Genomic DNA, 22,768 nt, shown 5'->3' with positions numbered 1-22,768 from the left:
TTGCTTCTTCCCGGATCGAATAGCGATGGCTTGCCTCCTAATTGCATCTGCGAGTCGATGAGGAAGTTGCCATCGGTAGCCACAGTTTCGCCATTTTTGATTCCATCCAGAATTACGGCTTGTGTATCGGTTAGTGCACCGAGTGTCACCTCTCGAATTTCAAACACTCCTGGTTCGGTTTCAACGTAAACGACCGAATTGTCTCCTGCCATAAGAACAGCATTTCTGGGTACGCTGATAACTTCTTGATCGGGTAGAGGTTGGTCGACGTATCCCAATTCGCTGGTCGGGACCAGAGCCATATCACAAATAGGACATTGACCAGGCTCGCTACGGATAATCTGCGGATGCATCGGGCTGATCCATTTTCCTGCCAGAGCCGGGTCATAGACTTTATCGCGGGTAATGGCCGGCACACGGATTGTCGCAGTAGCGTAGTCTCCGGGTTTCAGGCGACCGTCGAAGTTCGTCATTTCGACACGCACGTTGACTGTGCGAGTTGTTGAGTCGACCATCGGGTCGATGAATGCGATGCGACCGGTGTATACTTCACCGGGAAGTGACTGGACCTCGGCTTCTACCTGCTGACCGAAGCGAAGTGCTGCGGCATCGTTGGGATAAAGTTCGAGCATCAACCAGACGGTCGTGAGGTCGGCTACCCGATAGATGGGTTCACCTGTCTTAACGTAGTCACCCTCAATCTTATGCTTCTCGATTACCGTCCCACCAATAGGCGAGGCTATCGGCAGTCGTTTCTGCGCTTTTCCAGTAGAGCGGAGCGCCTCAATCTGTGTCTGAGACATCCCGAATTCGGAGAGATTGTCTTCCGCCACTTCACTCAGTCGATCAGTATCACCCGTGAGTGAATTCAGAGCGGGCGTTTGGCGGCTGGTCAGATATTCCACTTGAGCAGAATAAAGCTGTGGACTGTAAAGCACGGCAAGATTGTCTCCCTTGGCGACCTGCACCCCAACGTACTCGGCAAACATTTCTTCGAGTCGGCCATCGACATAGGCAGCAATGGTGGCGACCCGCTCTTCGTCGTAAGCAATTTCACCGATGGTGCGGATCGTGCGAAAAACTTCACCCGAATGAGCCGTGGCCGTGCGGATACCAAGAATGCGACGTGCATAGGAGTCGATCGCCACCGACCTCTCGCCGCCACCTCCTCCAGTATTGGCTTTCACTAGCTCCATCGCACACACAGGGCATTTACCCGGCTGGCTATGGGGCGGTGTACACATCATGGGGCAGATGTACTGTGCATCGTCTGCATTCGTATCGGAGAGGGCTTCTGAATGACTTCGCTCAGCAGTTGATGAGGATGCCGTCACTAGCACAAGGGTCATTCCACAAATTGGGCATTTACCGGGTGAGTCCTGGCGGATCTCTGGATGCATCGGGCAAGTATACTCAGTCGCCGTAGCAGTAGACCCTCCGGGAGCGACTGAATCACTAGTGGCAGCTCCTATCCAGCCGACTCGCTGGGCAATGCCGATCAGCACGATGCCGACCAGCAGCGTTGCCAGCAATGCCAGCGATTGCAGCCCGACTCGCAAGAGCCACAGGCGATTAATAGCCGACGTTGTTTTGACGGGTTTTTCCATACAAGAGATTCGAACGAGTGTTAGACAGAAAGTGCGGAGCACAACGCAAGAGGCAGACCAGCCGCGCACTTTCACAAACTGCTAGCAGAAGTCAGGAGTGCGCGCACCGGGGGCGCAGGACATCAGATGCGCCAGACGCAGAGCAGCCGCTGAGAGTCCCGCGGCAGTAGAGACGTGGGAACACAATGCCGTTCCATCGTACAAGCATGCATAGCATCTGCTGCTGACGCAGAGAGGCTAGTTGACGCGAAGTGCCGCAGCTGGATGATTTGCTCGAAGATCGATCGAAATTGGGATGCAGGAAACGCAGGCTGTTTATCAGCCTTGCATAAACAGACGCCCTGACTGGAACCTGAGTCGGTTTTCTTGGCGGCCAATGAACGAGATGAACTCTGGCAGCCACTCTCTTGGTGGGATGTGTCCTTTTTCTTGCAGCAGCACCCGCACCGTTGGCCTGGAGAGCTCACCGAGCAATGGCCACAGCCTTTGCACTTAGCTTCACTGCTAGCATTCAATTCACATGGAGAAGTGAGCGAATTGCCAAAACTGTTGCCGGGTAGCAAGAGCGCAACGGTCACGCAGAGATTGACGGCGATTCGGATTGATCGGGATTTGATCACGAGGAAAGGTCGATGGGAAAAAGGAGATACCACCTAGGGGTATTATCGTTGGCACAGCCAACCATTACAAGATGGGTCTATTCCCAGCTCAGTACCCGGCACTGGGCGGTGAGGGGGATCGTGCGTCCAGTGAGATCAATTATTCAGGCAAAAGCGGCGAGCAAACTTCTCTTGGTGGTTGGACTGCTGGTCGGCTTTCTCGGTTGCCAGCTGGTGCCGGCCAAGTCGGACCCTGTCGCCAATGCTTCCCCTTCCAGCGAGAGCGCAATAACGCTCGCTCAGTATGAATCGACAAATTTAAGTGATGACGAATTAAAACCACTTCCAGTTCCTGAATCCATCGCTATTCCGATCCCAGATGAGCTCAATTCCGGTGAAGGTCAATCCGTCGAGTATTTTATAGGAATCGCTGTCTCCTCCCATCCGCGAGTTCGGGCTGCCCGGGCAAGAGTTGTTGCTGCCTCGAATCGCGTGCCGCAAGCCCAGTCGCTTGAAGATCCATTGCTCTCGAATAACTTCTATCCAATATCTGACCAGGCCTTGCAAACTGCCGCCGGCCGCGCCGGCAATACACTTTCTCTCGCCCAGAAATACCCTTGGCCCGAAAAGCGATGGACGAAAGGTGCCATTGCAGAGCGCGAAATGCGAATCGCTGCCGCTAAACTTGCGCAAACGGAGTTAGAAGTCGAAGAAATGGTGCGGCTCGCGTACTACGAGTTGTGGTTTTCCGACCGTGCCATCGAGATAACTAAAGACAATCTTCAAATCGCTGCGGAGTTGGTGAAGCTTGCCGAAGCTCGAAATGCTGCTGGTGGCAGTCAGCAAGATATTCTCCGTGCTCAATTACAAGTCGACAACCTGGACAATCGTATTATCGAGCTTCACCGTCAAAAGGCACTTGCTCAGGCCGATCTTGCGGCACTGGTGCAGCAGCCTGAAATGATGGGCATCGAGCCGACCGCAGAGATTGATATCACTCAAGTCCCCGAACGACTCGATGCGCTTTTTGCCGCAGCCCAGCAGTGTAGTCCACGACTACGAGAGCTTCGGTGGGCCGTCTCACGGAATCGGCAGAAGCAAGAACTGGCTTGTCTGGGAAAATATCCTGACTTGGTATTGGGCGCTGGTTGGCAGACGATGACCGAAACTGCTGCCCTCTCGCCGGTCGCCAATGGTCACGACAATGTTAACTTCGTGGTGGGAATCACGCTGCCAATCTGGCGAGATCGAATTGACGCCGCTATTCGCGAGGCCTCGGCTGAGGTGGCAGCTTCGAGTCGCGATTTTAATGACGCACGGGACGATGCCTTTCGCCAGATTCGCCGTTTGAGTGAGCAGGCCTTTGCGGCCGACGAACAAGTACGGCTTTATAATCAGAGAATTTTACCGCGTGCCAAGCGCGCCTTACAACTCGCCTCGGCTGAATATCGCGGTCGCCAGGTTGACTTTGGAGAAGTTGCCAGTGGATTCACTGAAGTATTGATGTTCGAGCTGCAAGTGGTGCGTGTCCAGGCAACTCTCGCTGGTACAATGGCTCAATTGCACCGTGCTGTGGGTTGCGAAGTGATCGTTGATGATTCTTCACGGACCCAGCCAAAACCATAATCCTATCGTGATCGATGCCAGCAGTGTGCCCAGGCCGAAAGCGGGCCAGAAACCGAGGTTCAATTTCTCGGCAAAGGCGAGCGGGATGAAGAACGGCAATCCTAGCGGGACCAGGATGAGTGTTTCTTTGGCCAGGCGCGAGACTGTCGGGAGGTCTTGATACTTGGTCCACGCCATCACGAAGGCGAGGATGCTGACCAAAGGGAGCGTCAGCAGCAGGGCACCTGCGCGGGGAAACTTGCGCGATAGCTCGGTGACGCCGATGACCACGACGCCTGCGATCACTCCTCGGATTAGGGTCATCCACATTGTTTTGTGCTCGCTAGATTTTGGCTAAGCCGCAAGCGGCTATATTAAAAGAGGCACGAACTTGGAGCAAGGGGAAGCAGTTGACTGTCTCCCGGGTAGAGCGCACCTTGAGATCATTCATTGTTGATGAGGGTTATGGTGATCATTAATTTTCGAAAGCCACTGCGGCATCTGGTGGGATGGATAGGGGGGCGTGAACCGGTCGTGCTTCTCCTGTTGCTTGCCCTCGCTGCTGGAACTTGGGCTTTTATCGAGATCGCTGGAGAAGTGCTCGAGGGAGACACGCAAGCATTCGACACTTGGATGGTGCGCGCCATGCGGAAAACTGACGATCCTGCTACGCAGATTGGTCCCCCCTGGGTGCAGGAGATGGGCCGTGATGCGACCGCGCTAGGTGGCGTGGGGGCTTTGACGATTTTTATTCTTATCGTGGCGGGATACCTTTGGCTGGACCGCAAGTTCCTCATGCTGGCATTTCTGCTGGCAGCTACCGGCAGTGGCGTGCTGATGAGTCTTGTTTTGAAGCATGTCATCAGTCGGCCACGCCCAGATATCGTGCCGCATCTCTCGCATGTCGCTACGAGCAGCTTTCCGAGTGGGCATTCCATGTTGTCTGCCGTGGTCTATTTGACACTTGGCTCACTATTGGCTGCGAGCGTACCACGCAATAGCCTAAAGATTTATGTGCTTGCGATAGCAGTGCTACTCTCGCTAATAGTAGGAATCAGTCTGGTTTATTTGGGTGTGCATTACCCTTCAGACGTGTTGGCGGGTTGGATTGCCGGTTTGGTCTGGGCACTTTTGTGCTGGCTGGTTGCCCGCTGGTTGCAACGGCGTCATCAGGTGGAAAGCGATCAGCAGACGAGCGAAGACATTGCCGGAAAATAGAGGGTGCTTCCAAGTAGCGGATGGGCCTGGATCGCTCCGATCACCTCTCTACAAGTTCACCGCCTGAAATCGTAGAGAGTGATCGATAAATCTCTTTTTCGATAGTCTCAGAAACAAACTCGACATGGCCGTCGCCGAACGTGAATAAGGCACCCTCAGGATGTTGGCTGCCAAAAGCCCCGTTTTGGCGATCGTAGACGTAGCCGTCTCCCGGCGTTGTGTTGAGTCGATTCGAAGTGGTTCTCAGGCAATCGGCATTAGAAAGTGCATAGGTCCAGGTGTTGGAAGATTCCCAGGTGTCGGCCAGAATGACTTCTCCAATAAAGATGGTTTGGGAAAGCCCATCGGTCACTTGGCTTGGCTTGCGCGCGGTGACATAGAGAAAGGGGCCATCGTTGTCGTACTTAACTTGTTCAGGTGGTTTTCCCGGTCCTAACGTGCCTTGGACGAAGGCATAGCTTCCCGTGGCGGCCAGTACTGGAGCGTAGACATCACTGAGTAGGGCAGAAGTGTCACTTGGGCAATGGTGAAAAGTAGGTTGTTCTTTGATGGCAAGACACTTCGATTGGTCGGCGTACCAATGGAGATCATCCACATTGCGGTTCCAAAGACCACCAACTTCGATGGCTAGCCGATCGTAGAGGGCCTGCATTTCGAGTTGAGGTAGCAGAACGACAAAACCACTGGCTGCCGTCTTTTGTTCCGCTGACAAGCCGGGTGGGCAGCCAGTTATGGCGATCTGGTCTCCCGTATCATCGCAGCCCACCCGACCAGGGGGAAATTTGCGGTGGTTCGATTCGTAGGTTTGGATTGCGAGGCCAAGCTGCTTGAGATTGTTGGTGCAACCTTCGCGGCGGGCTGCTTCACGTGCCGACTGGATAGCGGGTAGCAAGAGACCTACCAAGACCCCAATGATCGAGATCGCAACCAGCAACTCCACCAGAGTAAATCCGCGAGACAAGCTTGCACGGTTGTTAGACATTGCCAGTCCTAAGGGAATTGGTGCCTTGTCGCACCGATGTCTGGATCTAAGTATCGGTTCTGCAAGGAAAACGCGGTGTCATGACAATTCTATTATAATGGGCGGCAATGAAGAGTCCGCAAGATTCAAACATGAAATTTCCCGGGAATCTTTCTGCGCATCAGAAAGGGCCGATGCTTGCTGCGCTTTATCAGAGCACGTTTCCTCAGTTCACCGCTGTTGCAGCTGGAGTTTTAGGACGCCAAGACGGAGCAGAAGACGTTGTCCAGCTTGCCGCTAGTATCGCATTATCAAAGAATACCCAATTCGAATCAGAAGCAAGTTTTCTGGCATGGATGTACAGCGCAGTGCGTAAATGTGCACTCAACGAGCGGCGCAAGTTCACTCGCCGACGCACCTATGCAACGGACCCGGTCAATCTCCAATTGGTCGACAATGAACCAGATGTAAGCGGTGCAAAGTCGGTCGATCCGGGGTCAGGGGAACTCTCGGCAGACCAGACGTGTTTCGAGGACCACCTTCTCGCAGCCCTTCAAGAACTTTCGGGGGAAGCACGCTGTTGTTTGCTATTGCGCACAGTGCATGAACTGAGTTATGCGGAGATCGCAGAAATCATAGAGATTCCCCAGGGGACAGCGATGAGTCACGTCCATCGGAGTCGACAATTACTGCGAAAGCAACTAACAAGTAAGGACTAGGTTGATTAGATTTCAAGCTCTATTTCTAGAATGAATAACGAAAACAATCCAATTCGAGACGATCAGTTCGAGGCTTTCCTTGACGGTACGCTGCCGGAAGCAGAGCGTGAGGAGATTCTCGAACACCTCAACGACGATCGCCGTGCGGAAGTTGAGACACAGAGGAAAATCGACGCTGCACTTCGCAAGGTGTTTCCGGTAGTGACTGCGCCCGACGACTTGTCCCTGGTGTTTGAGAGCGATGAATCTGTTGCGGAAAGTCACGGTTCTCTTCCAAGACGCCCGCTTCTTGCTGGTGGATTAGCGGCAGCGGCGGTGCTGATCGGTATTGCACTGACCTTCTGGGCATTCAATGCGGGCAAACCCGCACCTTTTTTCAAGCCGATACCGCTTGCCCAGATCTATCGCGAGACGCTTCAGAATGGTTTTCACCCTTATTACGAGTGCCACGACGACCAGCGTTTTGCCGACATCTTTGCTGCCCGGCAGGGAATGGACATGCATCTCGAGCCGATGCCCGAGGGAACAAGAATGTTAGGCCTCTCCTATCCTGGTGGTTTGAGCCGGGATACCACGGCAATGCTTTGTATGGTCGATGAGTCGCCGGTAATGGTATTTGTGGATCGAGCCGCATCGGACAGCGAAATCGCAGCCAAGGTTGCCAGAGATTCTGAGATACAAGTATTCCGCTCAGAGCGCGAGGGACTGGTATTCTACGAAGTATCTGAGTTGGATGAACCGCGTGCGATGCAATACATGGCAATCGGTCCGCCACGATAACGTATGCCATTTTTTTTGGCTCTCTGCAATAGATGCGCTGTGCTTGCGACACTTTGTAAATAGTCCCGCCGTATTCGCTTCGATTGGCCCAAGTGGGTATCGGGCGATTCACAAGAAGCAGCTCTTCGACACGAAAGGGGATTATCGTGAATATGCGCTTGTTGCCAAATTGCCTCGGAAAGACTTTTCCGATACTTGTCGTCTTATCACTAAATGTGCCGTCTGTTGCGGATCATATCTTGCCACCCATTACTATGGGAGATATCGCTATTCGACTGCAGCCGATTGCAACCGGATTGGCTGCACCACTCTATGGCACCAGCCCTCCAGGAGATACGAGCCGATTGTTTGTGCTGGAGCAGAACGGGCTGGTCCGCATCGTCGAGAATGGCAGTTTGCTGCCAGGAGCAGCGCTTGACCTGCAAAGTACGGTCTCGCCACCGTTCAACCCGGCAAGTGCGAACGATGAACGAGGACTTCTCGGCATGGCGTTTCATCCTGACTACTCGGATTCTGCAAGCCCGGGTTTCGGCAAGCTCTATACCTATACCAGTCAGCCCATACCGGATGGAACAACACCGACCTATGTGACTCCCAATGCAGACCCGCTCAACCCTGCCGCTCAGAACTTCAAAATGGTGGTTTCAGAGTGGACTGTCACCCCAGGCGATGCCAACGTAATTGATCCCAGTTCAGAGAGAGAAGTTATTTCTCTCGGCCAAAACGCGGGTAACCACAACGGGGGGACCCTGGCCTTTGGGCCAGACGGCTATCTCTACCTCTCAACTGGCGACGGAGGAAACCGCGACGATGTTGGTGCTGGACATCTTGAGCCTGGAGGCAACGCACAAAGTCTGACTACGCCGCTGGGAAAGGTGTTGCGTTTTGACCCGCTAATACCCTCTTCGACTGCTGGCAGCGGTGATCCTGTCAGCACCAACGGTCAGTACCGTATTCCAACAACAAATCCCTTTAAAGGTCCGGGCGAAGTCCCAGAAATCTATGCCTATGGACTTCGCAACCCCTATCGATTTTCTTTCGATCGTACCGACTTGGGAGGTACTGGTGATCTCATCCTGGCGGACGTTGGCCAGAATAACATCGAAGAGATCAATCGCATTGTTCTGGGTGGTAACTATGGTTGGGCGATGAAGGAAGGTACTTTCATCTTCGATCGCACCAATGGTACGGTCGTAGGAGCCAATAGTCCCGGTATTCCAGCGGGACTCATTGATCCGATTTCAGGTCCACTGGGCACACTGCAATACGACCACGGCGACGGCATCTCGATCACCGGTGGCTTTGTTTACCGCGGTACGGCGATACCAGAGCTGGTTGGCAAATACATTTTCGGCGACCTGGCACTACGCAATGCACCACCTCGGGTCGATGGTCGACTATTCTACGCCGATCTGCAGATGGGCGAAATCAAAGAATTCATGCTTCCGCAGTTTGCCGCTGGAATATTGCCGGATGGGCTGACGGTTCATGGATTTGGTGAAGACGCAGATGGTGAAATCTATGCGATGGTCACCAACACCCCGGCCAATGGGACCGGTGGAATCGTTTACAAGTTTGTTGCCATTCCCGAGCCGGCATCGCTTGTCTTGGTAGGAATGGTGATCGGTATCATGCCGCTGCGTAGATTTCTCCGCTCAGTTTAGAATTGCCCCGTTTTTTCAGCAGATTTCAGGACCTAGCCGTGCAACGATTCTCTTTCGTGTGGGTAATCAGTTGGTTCTGTAGCGTTCCAACTCTGGGCCATGCTGCCACGCTCCATACCGATGATTTTCAGCTAGACCTGTCTGGATGGACTACCGGAGGAGCTTCCGTTTCCTACGAGACTACAGGAGGACCAGCAGGTGTAGATGATGCGTTTCTTCGTCTTGAATCGGGATTTCAGAATTATGCCACCTTCAATTCTAATCCGGCCTGGACAGGAGACTTCACTGCCGTCGACGCAGCTATGGTGACAGCGGACATGATGGCTGCGGTCGGCTCTGCAGCGCTTTCAATGCGGCTGGTGTTGTTTGGGCCTGGAGTGAGTCCCAGCACTTCGTCACGGTGGACCTCAACAGTAGCAGTCGACGTACCAGCTGATGGAATTTGGAGAAACTATTCGTTTCCGCTCATGGAGAGTGATCTCACGCGGGTGCTAGGAACGGATACCTACCAGAACCTTATGAGTGACGTATTGCGAGTCATGCTGCGACATGACTCCGGTACTCCCAGTGCAGGTGGAGAGCCAGTGGACGGAGATCTCGGCATCGACAACATCACATTGAGCAACTCCTCACTTGCAGGCGATTTCAACAATGATGGTCTGGTCGACGGGGCTGATTTTCTCGTCTGGCAGAGAGGAGATTCACGTGATTCGCTCGGTTCGGAGGACTTGGTCGACTGGCAAATAAACTACGGATTGCCTTTGGGGGGTGGGCCGGTCATTGCGGTGCCGGAACCGGCAACGATTTATTTCTTGGTTGCTGTGCCACTATTTTTCCGGCGACGGTTGGGACGGAGGTAGTTGCGATATTTTTCAAGTATTGATGCAATGAAAGCAATTCGATGTGACATAGTAGTAAGGCTAGAGTGACCCCGAGAGACTATTTTCCCGACTTTTCAACAAGGAGAAGACCTGATGAAGCCAGCAACACTGTCTTTAGTTTTGGCCCTGACATGCCTAGCTTGCACTTCAACTGCGCACGAGCAGATTTATACATTCGATCTCAGCGGGCCCGCCGAGTCGCCCCCCAATGCCTCCCCTGGTACTGGTTCTGCATTGGTAACCTTTGATCTAGATTTGGTGACAATGCGAGTCCAAGCCGATTTCACGGGATTGACCGGGATGACTACTGCAGCCCACATTCATTGTTGTACTGCAGATCCTGGCTTATTAAATGCTGGTGTTGCCACGATTACTCCTACCTTTACCGGCTTTCCCTCAGGGGTGACCGCAGGAGTGTATGATCACACCTATGATATGGCCGTGGCGGGTAGCTACAATGCGGCATTCATCACGGCCAATGGGGGTACGGTTTCGAGTGCCCTCAACACGCTCTTAGCCGGTTTGGATGCAGGCAAAGCCTACTTCAATATTCACACCTCAACATTTGGAGGCGGTGAAATACGCGGATTTGGTGTGGTAATTCCCGAGCCTGGGTCAATGTTGCTCACAGTCGTAGGTCTGGGTACATCGCTGCTCGGTTGCCGTCGGTGGATATAGGTTCCACGATCCTTGTCTACCCGACTTAGTTGCGATCGCCTGGAGGGGAGCAGGGATTATTCTGGGGTTTGCACAAGGCTTCCTTCAAGAAGCAACCCATCGATTTTCATGTAGCTTTGCCAGAGCGATCCGAGGGCGTCGAGGTAGGCGAGATTCGTCTGCATGAGAGTCTTCTGCGCAGTGAGCGAATCGAGGTAGCCGACTTCTCCTAGGGAGTAACCACGTTGTACGAGATCAAACGTCTGCTTAGCTCGCGGTAGTATCTCGTTGGCATAGGTTTCCGCTTGGGCTCTGGCGTTGGCGTATTCACGAAAAGTTGTTGCGAGGCGGTTTTTTAGGTCCAGTGCTACGCGGTCGATGTTTTGCGAGGCGACACTGATTTCCGCCTGGGCTTGTCGAATGCCACCTTGGTTCTTGTTCCAGATAGGCAAAGGAATTGTGGTTTGAATGCCGGCGATGGTGTAGTCGGTGCTATTGTCGTACTGGACCGTGAATTGCGTGTTGATATCAGGAACCGGTTCGACATAGGCACGCGTGAGCGCCCGTCGAGATCGTGAGAGTTCGGCGAAAGCGGCTGCCATTTCGGGGCTCAAAGTCGTGATGCGCGAGAGGGTTTCATCCCACTCAATTTCACTCGGCAAGACCTTGGGATCACCGGCGAGTTTTTGGGGGGGCAGATCCAGATCGCCAACGACGGCAGAAAGTTGTTGCCAGGCGGCAGTGAGTTCGTTCTCGGCAATGCGGTGTACGATCTGGGCATTTTGCTGCTCGACTTCCGTTTGCAGGAGCCCTGCAAGTGGGATCTCCTCAGCGTCTAAGAGGTTCTGCGATGCCTTGACAGCTTCGCCGGTAGCATGGAGCAGTGTATCAGCGGTCTCTATGCGTTGTTGGGCTACCAGTGCCCGGTAGTAACTACGCCGGACATCGGTAAGGACTCGACGTCGAGTAGCGCGCAATACAGACTCTGCTTTATCAATTTCTGCGGCCACGATGGCGCGGTTCTTGTCGAGCTTCCCGGCAGTAATGAACTCCTGACCTGCATAACCACCTTGTTGGCCGGCACGGCCATCTTGGCCGATTTCACTGGCTGAATACCCAACAGTGGGATTAGGAGGAAGCCCCGCCTGCACATACTTGCCTCGCAAGGCACGGACCTTGGCCGACGCTAGGCCGACCGCAGGATTGTTGGCGAGTGCTAGCTGTTCGATTGCTTCAACTGACAAGCCGTCTTGATTGAACTCTTCCCCAAGAGGAGTGGCTAGTAATTCGGGGGTCGTCTCTGACAGCAGCGCGGTGGGTTGCTGAACCTCGGGTTGGTCCTCGGTATAGTCAACCTGCTTGATAGGGCTCCCTTCAACAGCCAGCGTGGCTTCCGTCGGGAGCGTAGAAACAGCGGGTAGCACAATCGGTTCGCTGGGCGCAGACGCGCAGCCAGCCAGCAGTGCCAGCAACCATATCGAACTTCTGTTGATTCGAGCCATCCTTGACTCCCCCTCTTTCTAATCTTCGGCTGAGGTAGGGTGCTTTCTATGCATTAATCGTGATCTCTCAGCAAACGGAGTCCATTGGCTATCACCAAAAGTGAGGCACCCATGTCCGCAGCAATGGCGGCCCACAGGGAAGCGAATCCAACAAACGTGAGGATCATGAAGATCGCTTTGACCGCGAGTGAGCAACCGATGTTTTGGTGAATAATTCCAAGTGTCTTTTTTGAGTGCTTGATCAGCCACGGGAGTTTGGTGAGGTTGTCGGCCAAGAGGGCGATGTCGGCCGTCTCAATGGCGGCGTCGCTGCCGGCAGCGCCCATGGCGATGCCAAGCGACGCGCGGGCCAATGCCGGGGCGTCGTTCACGCCGTCACCAACCATCGCGACGTGGCCATATTTGTCGACTAACTTGCCGACGAGGTCTACTTTGTCCTCGGGCAAAAGCTCAGCATGGACTTCATCGATGCCGGCTTCCGAGGCAATTGCTTCGGCTGTGCCGTGGTTGTCGCCAGTGAGCATTACAACGTGCTCAATGCCGGTGGAGTGCAAGTCTTTTAGGGTTTGCTTTACTGAAGGTCGCAGTGTGTCTGCCAAAGTGATGAATCCGCAAACATGGTTGTCGTTGCCGATGACGACGACCGATCGCCCCGCTTGCTGCATTGCTTCGAGTTGTTCGTGAACTTCAGGCGTCTCTTGATCGCGTTCTTCCAAGTAGCGATGCGAACCAATCCAGTACTGCCTATGGTTCAAAATTCCTTGGGCACCTTTGCCCTGGATGATCTGAAAATCAGCAACAGGCATCAGTTGCACATTTCGTTCGTTAGCGGCCTCGACGATTGCCCTTGCCAGCGGGTGGTCACTCTGTGTTTCCAAGGAAGCCGCTCGAATGAGGAGTTCTTCCTCGTCGTGTTCGCCCAGTGGCACGATATCCACGACCGTGGGTTTTCCTTCGGTCAAGGTTCCCGTCTTGTCCATAGCGATGGCCTTGAGGTGCGCGGGGGCCTCCATGAAGACACCCCCTTTGACCAATACACCGTTGCGTGCAGCGGAGGTCAAAGCAGATACGATACTCACCGGCGTTGAGATGACCAACGCACAAGGGCAGGCAATGACCAAGAGGACTAGGGAGCGATAAAACCAATCGCTCCACTCACCGCCAAAAAATAGTGGCGGCACAATCATGACGAGCGCCGCCATTAGCATGACGATTGGCGTGTAGTAACGGGCGAATTTCTCAACCCATTGCTCGGAAGGGGCACGATTCGATTGAGCTTCCTCGACCAACTGAATGATGTGGGCCAGAGTGGTGTCGTTGGCTGGTTTGGTGCAGGCAACTTCCAGAGAGCCATCACCGTTGATCGTGCCGGCAAAGACTTGATCGTCTGGCCCTTTGGTCAGCGGTGCACTTTCGCCGGTGATCGGTGCCTGGTTGACCGCAGAAAAGCCGGCTTGGATAGTGCCGTCCAACGGGATCTTTTCGCCGGGACGTACATAGAACAGTTGTCCAATGGCGACTTCGTTGGGGGTGACTTCAATGTCGTTTCCTTGTTCATTACGTACGCGGGCCTGGACCGGAGCGAGATCCATCAAGGCGGCAATCGCTCGCCGTGCTCTGCCAACGCTCCATGATTCCAAGAGCAGCGAGAGCGAAAAGAGGAACGAGACGGTTACCGCTTCGAACCACTCCCCAATCAAGGCGGCCCCGCAGACGGCGATGAACATCAGCAGATTCATGTCCGGCATCATCCGCTTGGCCGAATGCAGGGCGCGCGGGGCGACATACCAAACCCCCGCTATGATTCCAGCCACGTAAAGTGCAATAGCTGGCAGCGGAACACTCGTGTTAAGTCCCATCCCTTCAGAGCCGAGGGCGTTGGTAAACCCACCCTCCAGCCAGGCGTGTGTTAACAGACCGCCTAAGCCGAATACTCCCGAAAAAACCGTAAGAATAGTGCGCGACCGGCTGGCGTGATCGTGGCCATCACCAGCTCCCGTCGGTTCATCATTCCACGTCTCGGCGTTCATGCCAGTCTTGGTGACAGCCGCGATCATTGCATCTGGCGAAACCGTGGGGGTTCCTTGACGAATCGTCAGCTTGCGATTGAAGATGTCGAACTGGAGTCGATCCGTGTCACCAACCAAAGGCCCCAACTCGCGTTTAAGAAGCGTTACCTCTTCGGCGCAATCCATGCCGGTGATCCGCAGACGAATGTCTGCGGAGGAGTCGGTAGTTGGTGTGTTGTTTGATGAATTAAGCATTGAAAAATGAAAGAACCGGAGTGAAGCAAGGGTCCGCGGAAGAATGCGGATTTAGCCGATCACCGCAGATTTAATAGATCCGCGTAATTCAGTTAAATCGGCGTTCATCTGCGTTCTATTCTTAAATTGATTCGGTGCGATTGTGATTAAGCGTGCCTCAGAGCTGGTACAATTTCTGTTCTTGAAGCTTGCCAGCCAGGGGTGATGCCTGCGAGGATACCGACCACAACGGCTACTACGATACCTTGAATGGCGAGGGCAAGCGATGGTTCAAATGCGATCGTTACCCCTTCAGCAGCGACTGACATGCCGGAAGACGACAATAGCAAGGCACTACCGGCAACTCCAAGGATGCCTCCTATCGTACTCAAGAGTAGACTCTCGGTGAGGATCAAGCTGAACACGCGCAGCGGACGCAAGCCCAATGTCTGGAGGACCGCGTGTTCCTTGATGCGGTCTTGGACGGCCATCACTGTGGTGGTGGCCACGAGCGACAGAACCAGTCCCACACAGGCGTAGCCGAGCCAGTGGACAAAGCCGATCAGTTCTGCCAGATCGGCGAGCGTGTCAGCTTGAAACATCCCCTTTGTACGAGTGGTGGTCGCCACGGGGCCGGATTTGAATTCTTGATCGATTTGTTTAGCAAGTGTCTCAGGATCGGCCGAGTCGTTGAGATGTACTTCCAGTTGGGTGACCGTGCCGACTTCGTTGGCACCCCGGGCACGCTGGAGAAATTCGAGTTGCGTGAAGATGAGATTGTTCTCAGCGGCTACGGGTGATTGATACACGCCACGGATGACGACCGACACATCGCCGATCGTGAACTTGTCTCCTACGTTCAGGTCGCGCCGGGTGGCCACGTCTGCTCCGACCAGAGCCGCATCATCTTGAGCTGCGAACGAGGAAAAGTCACCGGACTGCAAGTCGAAGTCGCGCCACGCCTTAATCTTCTCGGGCTGAATTCCCTGAAAGACGATCGAGTCGAGGCTCGCACGGCAGTTGTTGGTGAATACCTTGATCGGCACCACGTCTTGGACGCCCGCCATTTTTGAGATCGTACGTTCATAGTCTTGGGGCAGTCGGCTACTCTGCGGACAGAATCGGTTTTCCTGGAACACGATGAGCGTGCGACCTGCGTCTTCTCCAGCAGTGAGTGCGAGCAAACCTTGCTGCACCGCTCCGATGAAGCAGAACACCAGCAGAGCGACTGCCGTGCCGCTCACGGTGAGCAGCGTGCGTGCGCGATGTCGCCAGAGGCTTTTCAGGACATAGGGGATAAATTTGAACACAGTTATGCCGTCCTTAGATGAGTGGCCTTGGTTTCCTTACCGTTTTCCAGCAGACGGCCATGTTCGAGTCGGATCCGTCGTTTGGCACGTGCTCCTACATCGGCTTCGTGAGTAACAAGGAGCAGCGTCATCCCGAGTTCGTTATTGACCCGCTCCAAGAGTTGCAATATCTGTTCGGTAGTTTCATCGTCGAGACTACCGGTCGGTTCGTCAGCGACGACGACGGTAGGATTGGCAACGATTGCCCGTGCGATGCCAACTCGCTGTTCTTGTCCACCTGACATTTGGCGGGGATAGTGGGTCGCTCGGGAGGTGAGGTCGACCGCTTCGAGAGCAATTTCAACTCGCTTGCGGCGTTCTGCGCCCGACATAGGGAGCAGCAACAGCGGTAGTTCCACGTTTTCATAGGCCGTAAGAACGGGAATCAGGTTGTGCGTCTGAAAGATGTAGCCGATATGACGGGCGCGCCAGTCGGCTAGTTTGCCGCGGGAGAGTTTGGTGATGTCGGTGCCCGCCACGACGATTTCGCCAGAGGTGACTTGGTCGATTCCTGCGATGAGATTCAAGAGAGTACTCTTGCCCGACCCGCTGGCCCCCATCAACGAGACGAAGTCGCCTTCGTCGACCGACAGGCTTACCCCGTCGAGGGGACGGATCGTTTCCTCGCCGTTGGCGTATTCTTTGGTGACGTTGGTGACGTTGACTAGTGACATGATGGGTTTCCTGTTGGACGAACTTTCTCGCTGCCCTTGTCGAGCAGGACTCGACAGCGGGTCGCTACTAAACTATTTGATGCGGATGCGTGCTCCTTCGGTGACCGACTCGCGGCCGGCGACGATTAATTTGTCGGTCGGTTGCAGGCCGTCGAGGATTTCGACCAAGCCCCCTTCGGTTGTGCCGTGGCCGAGTGTCACAGTTTTTTGTCGAGCTGTTTTTCCTGTAAGGTCCGCTATCCAGACACTCGCTGCTCCTTCGCTCTCCGTGATCAGATCCTGCGGAACAAACAGTCTCAGCGGTGATTCTCCCGTCGTTTCCTCAGAAATGGGCGAGGGTGGAGCGAGGAACGTTACTTTGCCGAGCATTTCTGGTTTAATGACTGCCGGAGGATCGTTCACGGCGACTTTGACTTGCAAAGTGTTTTTCTGGATGTCGGCCAACGTGGTGACCGAAATGACTTGGCCGTCGATGGGGGACGGAAGCACTGCCGTTTCGATTAACGCAGGCTGTCCTATGATTACTTGTGGCACATCCTCGAGTCGCACATCGACGCGGACTTGCAAGTTTTTCGGATCGTAGAGGCCGACAACGGCGCTTGAGCCCTGGCTTTTCGAAGAGCCGACTCCCGAGAGCCATTGTCCAGGTCTTGCTTCGAGACTCAGTACGCAACCGGCGATCGGCGAGCGGACAATCATACGATCTAATTGTAGCTTGGCCGTCTCGACCCGCAGGCGGGTTTGCTCGGCTCGCGCCGAGGCAACGGCCAGATTCGCTTCCGCTTCTGCCAGGGCACGAGTTTCTTCCGTCAAGAGTTCAAGATTCTCGGCAAGAGCGTCGCGTTTCTGAGTCAACGATTTCAGTTGCGCGCGAAGCAGCGGCTCCCGGGCCACGAGTTCGCTGACAGCGTTTTTGGCAGTCGCCAATTCGGCTTTTGCTTCGCGCAGAATGCGCCCCGGAATCGCCTCTCCTGCGTTTTCCTTACGACGAACATTGACGGTAGCGAGTTCTTGGCGGGTTTGGGCTGCCTCCAGTGCGTAGGGGAGATTGCTCAGTTCGAGCTCGGTTTTGGACAGCAACGTCTCAGCATCGGCAAGCGCGGCCTGCAAACTCAGCGGTTTGGCAAAATTAGTTTTTGCGGCAGCGAGGGCTGCCTCTGCCCGCCTGACTTCCGCTTGTTGCAACGTGTGTTGGGCTTCGGCTTGGCCAAGTGTCAGTTTGGCATCGGTATCAATTAACGTGGCGACTGGTTCGCCCTTCTTGACGTGTTGCCCCTCGATGACCAGCATCTCTTGGATCACTCCCGCGGCGAGAGACGAAGCCACGACCGGCGTTGGTCGAGGTTCGATCCATCCGGCTGCTTGAAACAACGGTGTTCCTTCTTGTTTAATCTCCGCACGGCTGACCACCACCGGAGTGACTGTGATCGACTGAGCCGGCAGAAAGCTGTCGCGCGTCGCCCAGGCGAACAGGCAGACAAAGCCAAGCAGGATTCCCCCAGGCAGCACGTAACGCGTCAACCATGATCGCTTGATTCGTAGCGACGAGCCCGTGGGCTTGTCGCGGTTGACTGCCAGTTGGCTCAGATCAAGTTGAGAGGTATTGTTTGGCATGATACTTAGATTGATTTGATTGCCTCTACCACAGGCAGTCGCATTGCCTTGACAGCGGGAGGGAGCGCACCGACGACACCCAGCAAGGCCGCCACGCCACAGGCGACGGCAATTCCCACGCTGTCGACCTTGAGCATGAAGGCGCCCATGGTGAAGCGGACTGCAGCGCCGTCAACCAGTGAAAGCCCCACGATGCAGGCGATGAGCGCTCCCGCACAGGCGAGCAGTGTTGCCTCCTGGACTAGCGTCAGGAGAATTGCGCGGCGTCGAAAACCCAATGCTTGAAGCGTGGCCAGTTCTCGGATGCGACCCACGACAGCGCCGTACATGGTGTTGAGCCCCGCAAAAATCCCTGAGCCGGCAATCAATGCGACCACTACCCAGCCTAACATCCGCACGGGTTTGTAATGCTTTTGCAGGCTCGCGTAGTAGACACTCTCTGAAACCGCTTTGAGTTCCAAGTCGATCCGCTCGCGGCAGAATATATCGACATCAGCCACATTGTCAGGCGAATCCATTCGGACCGCTACCAAGCTGAGGTCTTGTCGCTTGAGTGTCGTTTGCAATTCGGCCAGTGGTGCCCACACTTCTGATTCGAAGGCAGAACCCGCAGCGGTGAAGTGGCCGCTGATCGTCCAAGTGCGCCCGTCGAACGTCACCTGCTGGCCAATCGCGAGGTCTTTCTTGTTGGCACCCAGTTTGGAGTGAACCAGTCGTCCGACCATCACTTCGCCTGCATGTGGCCAGGCGCCTTCAACTAATTGGACTTGGTCGCGTACCAGCGGTGCAGCGGTTGTCACCCCACGAACCAGACCCATTCCCGGTTCAGACATGTTGGCCGTGCTGATGCGTGTTCCGAGATACAACTCGGGTGATACATATTCAACTCCTTGTTGGCGGCTGACCCCGTCGACGCTTGCCGCGAGCAGGGCAGGGGTCCGCCCGGGGATCGACGAGTTTTCGATATCGGCTGCGGACGACAGCGAGTAAACCAGCACCACGTTGGGATTGCCCGTAGCCGAAAGAGATTTTTCCAGCCCACGAATGAATCCCACGACGACCAGCACCAACAAGACAACGATCGTGAGCCCACCAAGTGTGAGCGCACTTCGCGTCGGTCGGCGGAACAAGTTCCGCACACCGTAGTCCCAGGGGAGTAGTCGTTGTCCAAGCATGGAGAGTCCTCTAGCGACGAATGTAAACACCGTTGGCGAGCATGACGAAGTTGCCGCTGTCGTCTTTTTTGGCATTGCCAGCGACGACGACCATGTCGGACTCTTTCAAGCCCAACAATTCGCGAGAATCGACTGTCACCAACTGTCCGTTTGCATCCAACACTTTGACCAGCGTCGTGCAGTTGGCTCGATCTGTCGCACAACAATCGCCGGTACAGATTTCGCCTTCTTCACACTCTTCGCCTTCGTCAATTACCGAGATCGAAGCATCGAGCAACATGAACGCCGCACGACCTTCAATCCACGGATTGGTTGAACCACCAATGCGACCCACCAGGACTAGCGGCTCGCCATCTTCGGCCTCTTCCCGAGCTTCGATGACTCCTATGGCATCGTCAGGTTCCTCAGCTAAGAGGAACTTGCTGCCGTCAAAGCTCACGGCTTTCGCGTGGCCCGCAGTGGCAGGGGATTCGCCTGCCGAACCACAGCCGACCGCGAGGGGGAGAGTTAGTAAGGCTAACAAAAAAAACGATTTCATATCGAGATTCCTTAATGAGAACGATCATTTCCTAGCCGGAGTCACACTTGACTCCGGGACTTCCTGGACCAAGGTGTTGGTCCGGCTAGGGCGCAATCCTGAAGCGCAAAGATACCCTGCGTGTCATGCAGTACGAAAAACGCCGTCTCAGATCAGAAAGCGGCAAAGATGAGCGCAACGCTCAGCTGAGGTTTCAACGGCATCCTCAATGGCACCGGCTGCAGATTGCGATGACAGAAAATCGCAGTTCGCCATGACGATCGTTGAAGCAGGATTGCAGACAAAACCCTGGAGCAACAACTCAGTTGGCTCCGGCGCCGTGCGCGGAAGTTCCAATGGCTGCGGTGCTTGATGGCACCAACATTCCGGAGGGCAGGGGCAATCGTGACTCGGATCACTCTCCGCCGGGGTAGCCACCTTGCTTGCGTGGCAGTCGTGTGAGTGACAGCAAGCATGCGTCTCTGCGGCAGTATGAGTCTCAAGTGCGGCGATCTCACAGCCACCAAGTGCACAGACCCAATGGACGCTCTGGAAACCGGACGACAATGCCAGCACCACCCCCAACAGGGCAATGACTCGCTTCGAGATGTCGCAACGATTAAACATCACTGTTAAAATCCAGAGTGATAAGAATAAAGTGGCTAATTTACCTAATCGACACGATCCAAACTCCCAGTTTAGTTGATTTGGCGAACTCCTGCAAAGCCAGTGCTTCGCTCAACAGACTAGATCGCGTTTTTCACTTCTATTCAGGATATTTCCGGGTTCGTGTCGACTCTTGATTGCAGGATGCAGGCAACTCAGTTATGGTCTGCTATCATCTCAGTGAGGTCAGTTTCCGACACGCAGCACGAGGATTGCCATGGCGAAGATTGAAGACTCGGATGTCGACGCGTTCATGCGTCGATTTTGGTTGATACTCTTGGTCTGTTTTCTGGTGCTTGTCGTGCCGATTTTCTTGGCCGCATGGTACATGGAACGCCGACTCGATACGGTGGCCGATGCCCTGCGATTTCAAGCTCCACAGGCTATGGATGAGTCGCTCCTAGATGAGAAACTAGAACTACTGACAGCGCATCCGGTGCAGGGGCAAACAGTTTACGTCCCCGCTTATTCGCATGTCTATCACGAAGATGGCAAGCCGCATCTGCTGACAATTACGTTGAGCGTTCGAAATACGAGTCTCGACCGGCCGATCATTGTGAGCTCGGTGCGATACTATAATACCAAGGGTAACGAAGTAAAATCCTATCTCGACAAACCACTGCCGTTAGGTCCACTCGCGACGACAGAATTTCTCATCGAGCGCGATGACACCTCCGGGGGAAGTGGCGCGAATTTTCTGGTGGAGTGGGTTTCCAACGAGCCGGTCACCGAACCAATCATCGAGGCTGTGATGATCGACACCAGATCGCAACAGGGAATTTCCTTTGCGCGAAGCGGAAAGGTGATCAAGGAGAAGTCGCCAGAAAACGAAAACCCAATGACCAATTAACAAAGTCCAATGACCAATGACTAACGACCAACGATCTACAACTGACGACTCTTCAACTCCCCATGTCGTGATCTTGGGTGCTGGATTTGGTGGCGTAGGCGCCGTGCTAGAGTTGCGGGATGCGCCGGTGCGGATTACCATTCTCGACAAGCACGACTATCACACCTTTCAGCCGCTTTTGTATCAAGTGGCTACCCAGGAGCTCGACCCGACTGAAGTCGGATACCCAGTTCGTGATTTGCTGCATCGCCACAACAATGTGGTATTTCACAAGTGCGAAGTAAACAGCGTCGATCTGGCCAAGAAGCAAGTCGTAGTGGACGGTATGTCACCTCTGGATTACGACTATCTGGTGCTGGCCCTCGGGGCAATTGTCAATTATCACGGCACGCCAGGCGCCGCCGAACACGCGCTGCCGCTCTATACGATGAACGATGCGATTCGATTGCATGACCACATTCTCAAGACGCTAGAGGCCGTCGACAAAGAACCGAAATTGATCGATGACGGGGCGCTCAGTTTCTGTATCATCGGCGGTGGCCCCACCGGAACTGAGCTGGCAGGGGCAATGGCCGACCTGTTGCACACGGAACTCAAAGCAGATTACCCCAATCTGCCGATCGATGAGGCGCGGGTGATTGTCTACGAACATTCGCCCCATCTCCTTGCTCCCTTCAAACCGAAACTGCGCGACTATGCCCGTAAGGCTTTGGAGGAGCGCGGCGTAGAGGTGCAGACAGAATCTGGTGTGGCAGAAGTCGGAGCGAAGGAAATCACACTAGCCAGTGGTGAGAAAGTGAAGACACACACTCTTGTCTGGGCAGCGGGCTTGCAGGCGAATCCTATTGCTGCGTCACTGGGAATTGAACTCGCCCCGGGTGGGCATGTGCCTGTTGGCCCCGATTTACAGATCAAGGATCACCCCGGCGCCTTTGCCATTGGTGACATCGCGTCGACTACTGAAGCTGAGTCAGGCAAACCACTGCCGGGACTCGCCGCAGTCGCATTGCAAGCGGGGCACTATGTCGGCAAGGCGATCACACACATAATTGCAGGGAAAGAAGTAAAGCCATTCAAGTACCATGACAAGGGAACCATGGCCCAAGTCGGTCGCGGAGCGGCAGTTGTCGAATTGCCGAAGGGGGGGACATTGACTGGCCGTGTCGCCTGGCTCGCCTGGTTGGGCATCCACCTGCATCTCCTGAGCAGCGCCGAAGAAAAAACGAGCGTGTTTGTTGACTGGGGCTGGAACCTGCTAACCCACAAACGCGGCAAACGAATCATTCTCAGCGATGAAGACCATGAAGAGAGTAACAGTTGAAGCGAGGCACTGAAAAGACTAAACGCAGAGCACACAGAGGCGCAGAGATTCGCAAGCTCTTCTCTCCCTTCCTCTGCGCCTCAGCGTACTCTGCGTTTAAAAATCTTCTTAACCCATAGAGCGGACTTTGAAGCAATAAAATCACAAGGAAATCAAGATGAGCCAA

Annotated in this window: 19 protein-coding genes and 1 pseudogene; 9 read left to right on the top strand and 11 right to left on the bottom strand. The window is 54.5% G+C overall.

Annotated features, from left to right (window positions below; genetic code table 11):
- Window positions 1–2 precede the first annotated feature (2 nt).
- Window positions 3–1,607 (bottom strand): annotated as a pseudogene (locus Pr1d_RS21685) (efflux RND transporter periplasmic adaptor subunit); the annotation flags it as partial.
- Window positions 1,608–2,356: 749 nt separating this feature from the next.
- On the opposite strand from Pr1d_RS21685, the gene Pr1d_RS21680 reads away from it, so the two are divergent.
- A complete protein-coding gene (locus tag Pr1d_RS21680; RefSeq protein ID WP_168205406.1) occupies window positions 2,357–3,832 on the top strand; it encodes a TolC family protein in 1,476 nt (491 codons plus the stop codon).
- On the opposite strand, the gene Pr1d_RS21675 is transcribed toward Pr1d_RS21680, so the two are convergent.
- A complete protein-coding gene (locus Pr1d_RS21675; protein WP_148075481.1) occupies window positions 3,809–4,135 on the bottom strand; it encodes a hypothetical protein in 327 nt (108 codons plus the stop codon). The genes Pr1d_RS21680 and Pr1d_RS21675 overlap by 24 nt on opposite strands.
- Window positions 4,136–4,276: 141 nt before the next feature.
- Here Pr1d_RS21675 and Pr1d_RS21670 point away from each other — a divergent pair, with 141 nt between their 5' ends.
- Window positions 4,277–5,029: a phosphatase PAP2 family protein gene (locus Pr1d_RS21670; protein WP_148075480.1), complete on the top strand. Its 753-nt coding sequence runs from the start codon at window positions 4,277–4,279 to the stop codon at window positions 5,027–5,029.
- 40 nt (window positions 5,030–5,069) lie between these two features.
- Here Pr1d_RS21670 and Pr1d_RS21665 read toward each other — a convergent pair whose 3' ends face one another.
- A complete protein-coding gene (locus Pr1d_RS21665) occupies window positions 5,070–6,011 on the bottom strand; it encodes a DUF1559 domain-containing protein (protein WP_148076482.1) in 942 nt (313 codons plus the stop codon).
- 131 nt (window positions 6,012–6,142) lie between these two features.
- Here Pr1d_RS21665 and Pr1d_RS21660 point away from each other — a divergent pair, with 131 nt between their 5' ends.
- The 5 genes from Pr1d_RS21660 to Pr1d_RS21640 all read left to right on the top strand — a co-directional run bounded on the left by Pr1d_RS21660 (window position 6,143) and on the right by Pr1d_RS21640 (window position 10,712).
- Window positions 6,143–6,709, top strand: coding sequence for an RNA polymerase sigma factor (locus Pr1d_RS21660; protein ID WP_168205405.1), 567 nt, complete (start codon window positions 6,143–6,145; stop codon window positions 6,707–6,709).
- Window positions 6,710–6,739: 30 nt separating this feature from the next.
- The gene (locus Pr1d_RS21655) at window positions 6,740–7,489 is read left to right on the top strand and encodes an anti-sigma factor family protein (RefSeq protein ID WP_148075478.1); all 750 of its coding nucleotides are present in this window, start codon (window positions 6,740–6,742) and stop codon (window positions 7,487–7,489) included.
- Between the two features lie 152 nt (window positions 7,490–7,641).
- A complete protein-coding gene (locus Pr1d_RS21650; RefSeq protein WP_148076481.1) occupies window positions 7,642–9,153 on the top strand; it encodes a PQQ-dependent sugar dehydrogenase in 1,512 nt (503 codons plus the stop codon).
- A 38-nt stretch (window positions 9,154–9,191) separates the two neighbouring features.
- Window positions 9,192–10,013, top strand: coding sequence for a hypothetical protein (locus Pr1d_RS21645; RefSeq protein ID WP_148075477.1), 822 nt, complete (start codon window positions 9,192–9,194; stop codon window positions 10,011–10,013).
- A gap of 114 nt (window positions 10,014–10,127) precedes the next feature.
- Complete coding sequence (locus Pr1d_RS21640) at window positions 10,128–10,712, top strand: CHRD domain-containing protein (RefSeq protein ID WP_148075476.1); 585 nt, start codon at window positions 10,128–10,130, stop codon at window positions 10,710–10,712.
- A 56-nt stretch (window positions 10,713–10,768) separates the two neighbouring features.
- On the opposite strand, the gene Pr1d_RS21635 is transcribed toward Pr1d_RS21640, so the two are convergent.
- From Pr1d_RS21635 to Pr1d_RS21600, 8 genes are all read right to left on the bottom strand, one after another.
- Window positions 10,769–12,193 (bottom strand): TolC family protein, encoded by a 1,425-nt coding sequence (locus Pr1d_RS21635; RefSeq protein ID WP_148075475.1) that lies wholly within the window; start codon window positions 12,191–12,193, stop codon window positions 10,769–10,771.
- 53 nt (window positions 12,194–12,246) lie between these two features.
- Window positions 12,247–14,457: a heavy metal translocating P-type ATPase gene (locus Pr1d_RS21630; RefSeq protein WP_168205404.1), complete on the bottom strand. Its 2,211-nt coding sequence runs from the start codon at window positions 14,455–14,457 to the stop codon at window positions 12,247–12,249.
- 146 nt (window positions 14,458–14,603) lie between these two features.
- Window positions 14,604–15,746: an ABC transporter permease gene (locus tag Pr1d_RS21625; RefSeq protein WP_148075474.1), complete on the bottom strand. Its 1,143-nt coding sequence runs from the start codon at window positions 15,744–15,746 to the stop codon at window positions 14,604–14,606.
- A 2-nt stretch (window positions 15,747–15,748) separates the two neighbouring features.
- Window positions 15,749–16,459, bottom strand: coding sequence for an ABC transporter ATP-binding protein (locus Pr1d_RS21620; protein ID WP_148075473.1), 711 nt, complete (start codon window positions 16,457–16,459; stop codon window positions 15,749–15,751).
- A 72-nt stretch (window positions 16,460–16,531) separates the two neighbouring features.
- Window positions 16,532–18,073 (bottom strand): efflux RND transporter periplasmic adaptor subunit, encoded by a 1,542-nt coding sequence (locus tag Pr1d_RS21615; RefSeq protein ID WP_148075472.1) that lies wholly within the window; start codon window positions 18,071–18,073, stop codon window positions 16,532–16,534.
- Window positions 18,074–18,078: 5 nt separating this feature from the next.
- Window positions 18,079–19,248 (bottom strand): ABC transporter permease, encoded by a 1,170-nt coding sequence (locus Pr1d_RS21610; RefSeq protein WP_148075471.1) that lies wholly within the window; start codon window positions 19,246–19,248, stop codon window positions 18,079–18,081.
- A 10-nt stretch (window positions 19,249–19,258) separates the two neighbouring features.
- Window positions 19,259–19,786, bottom strand: a complete 528-nt coding sequence (locus Pr1d_RS21605) for a hypothetical protein (protein WP_148075470.1) — start codon at window positions 19,784–19,786, stop codon at window positions 19,259–19,261.
- Between the two features lie 147 nt (window positions 19,787–19,933).
- On the bottom strand, window positions 19,934–20,392 hold the full coding sequence (locus Pr1d_RS21600; RefSeq protein WP_148075469.1) for a hypothetical protein: 459 nt from the start codon (window positions 20,390–20,392) through the stop codon (window positions 19,934–19,936).
- A 256-nt stretch (window positions 20,393–20,648) separates the two neighbouring features.
- On the opposite strand from Pr1d_RS21600, the gene Pr1d_RS21595 reads away from it, so the two are divergent.
- Window positions 20,649–21,281: a DUF3124 domain-containing protein gene (locus Pr1d_RS21595; protein ID WP_210417800.1), complete on the top strand. Its 633-nt coding sequence runs from the start codon at window positions 20,649–20,651 to the stop codon at window positions 21,279–21,281.
- Between the two features lie 16 nt (window positions 21,282–21,297).
- Window positions 21,298–22,602: an NAD(P)/FAD-dependent oxidoreductase gene (locus Pr1d_RS21590; protein WP_148075468.1), complete on the top strand. Its 1,305-nt coding sequence runs from the start codon at window positions 21,298–21,300 to the stop codon at window positions 22,600–22,602.
- The last annotated feature ends 166 nt before the right edge of the window (window positions 22,603–22,768 follow it).

Source organism: Bythopirellula goksoeyrii, assembly GCF_008065115.1.
Lineage (GTDB): Bacteria > Planctomycetota > Planctomycetia > Pirellulales > Lacipirellulaceae > Bythopirellula > Bythopirellula goksoeyrii.
This window is presented reverse-complemented; position numbering and strand designations above follow the sequence as displayed.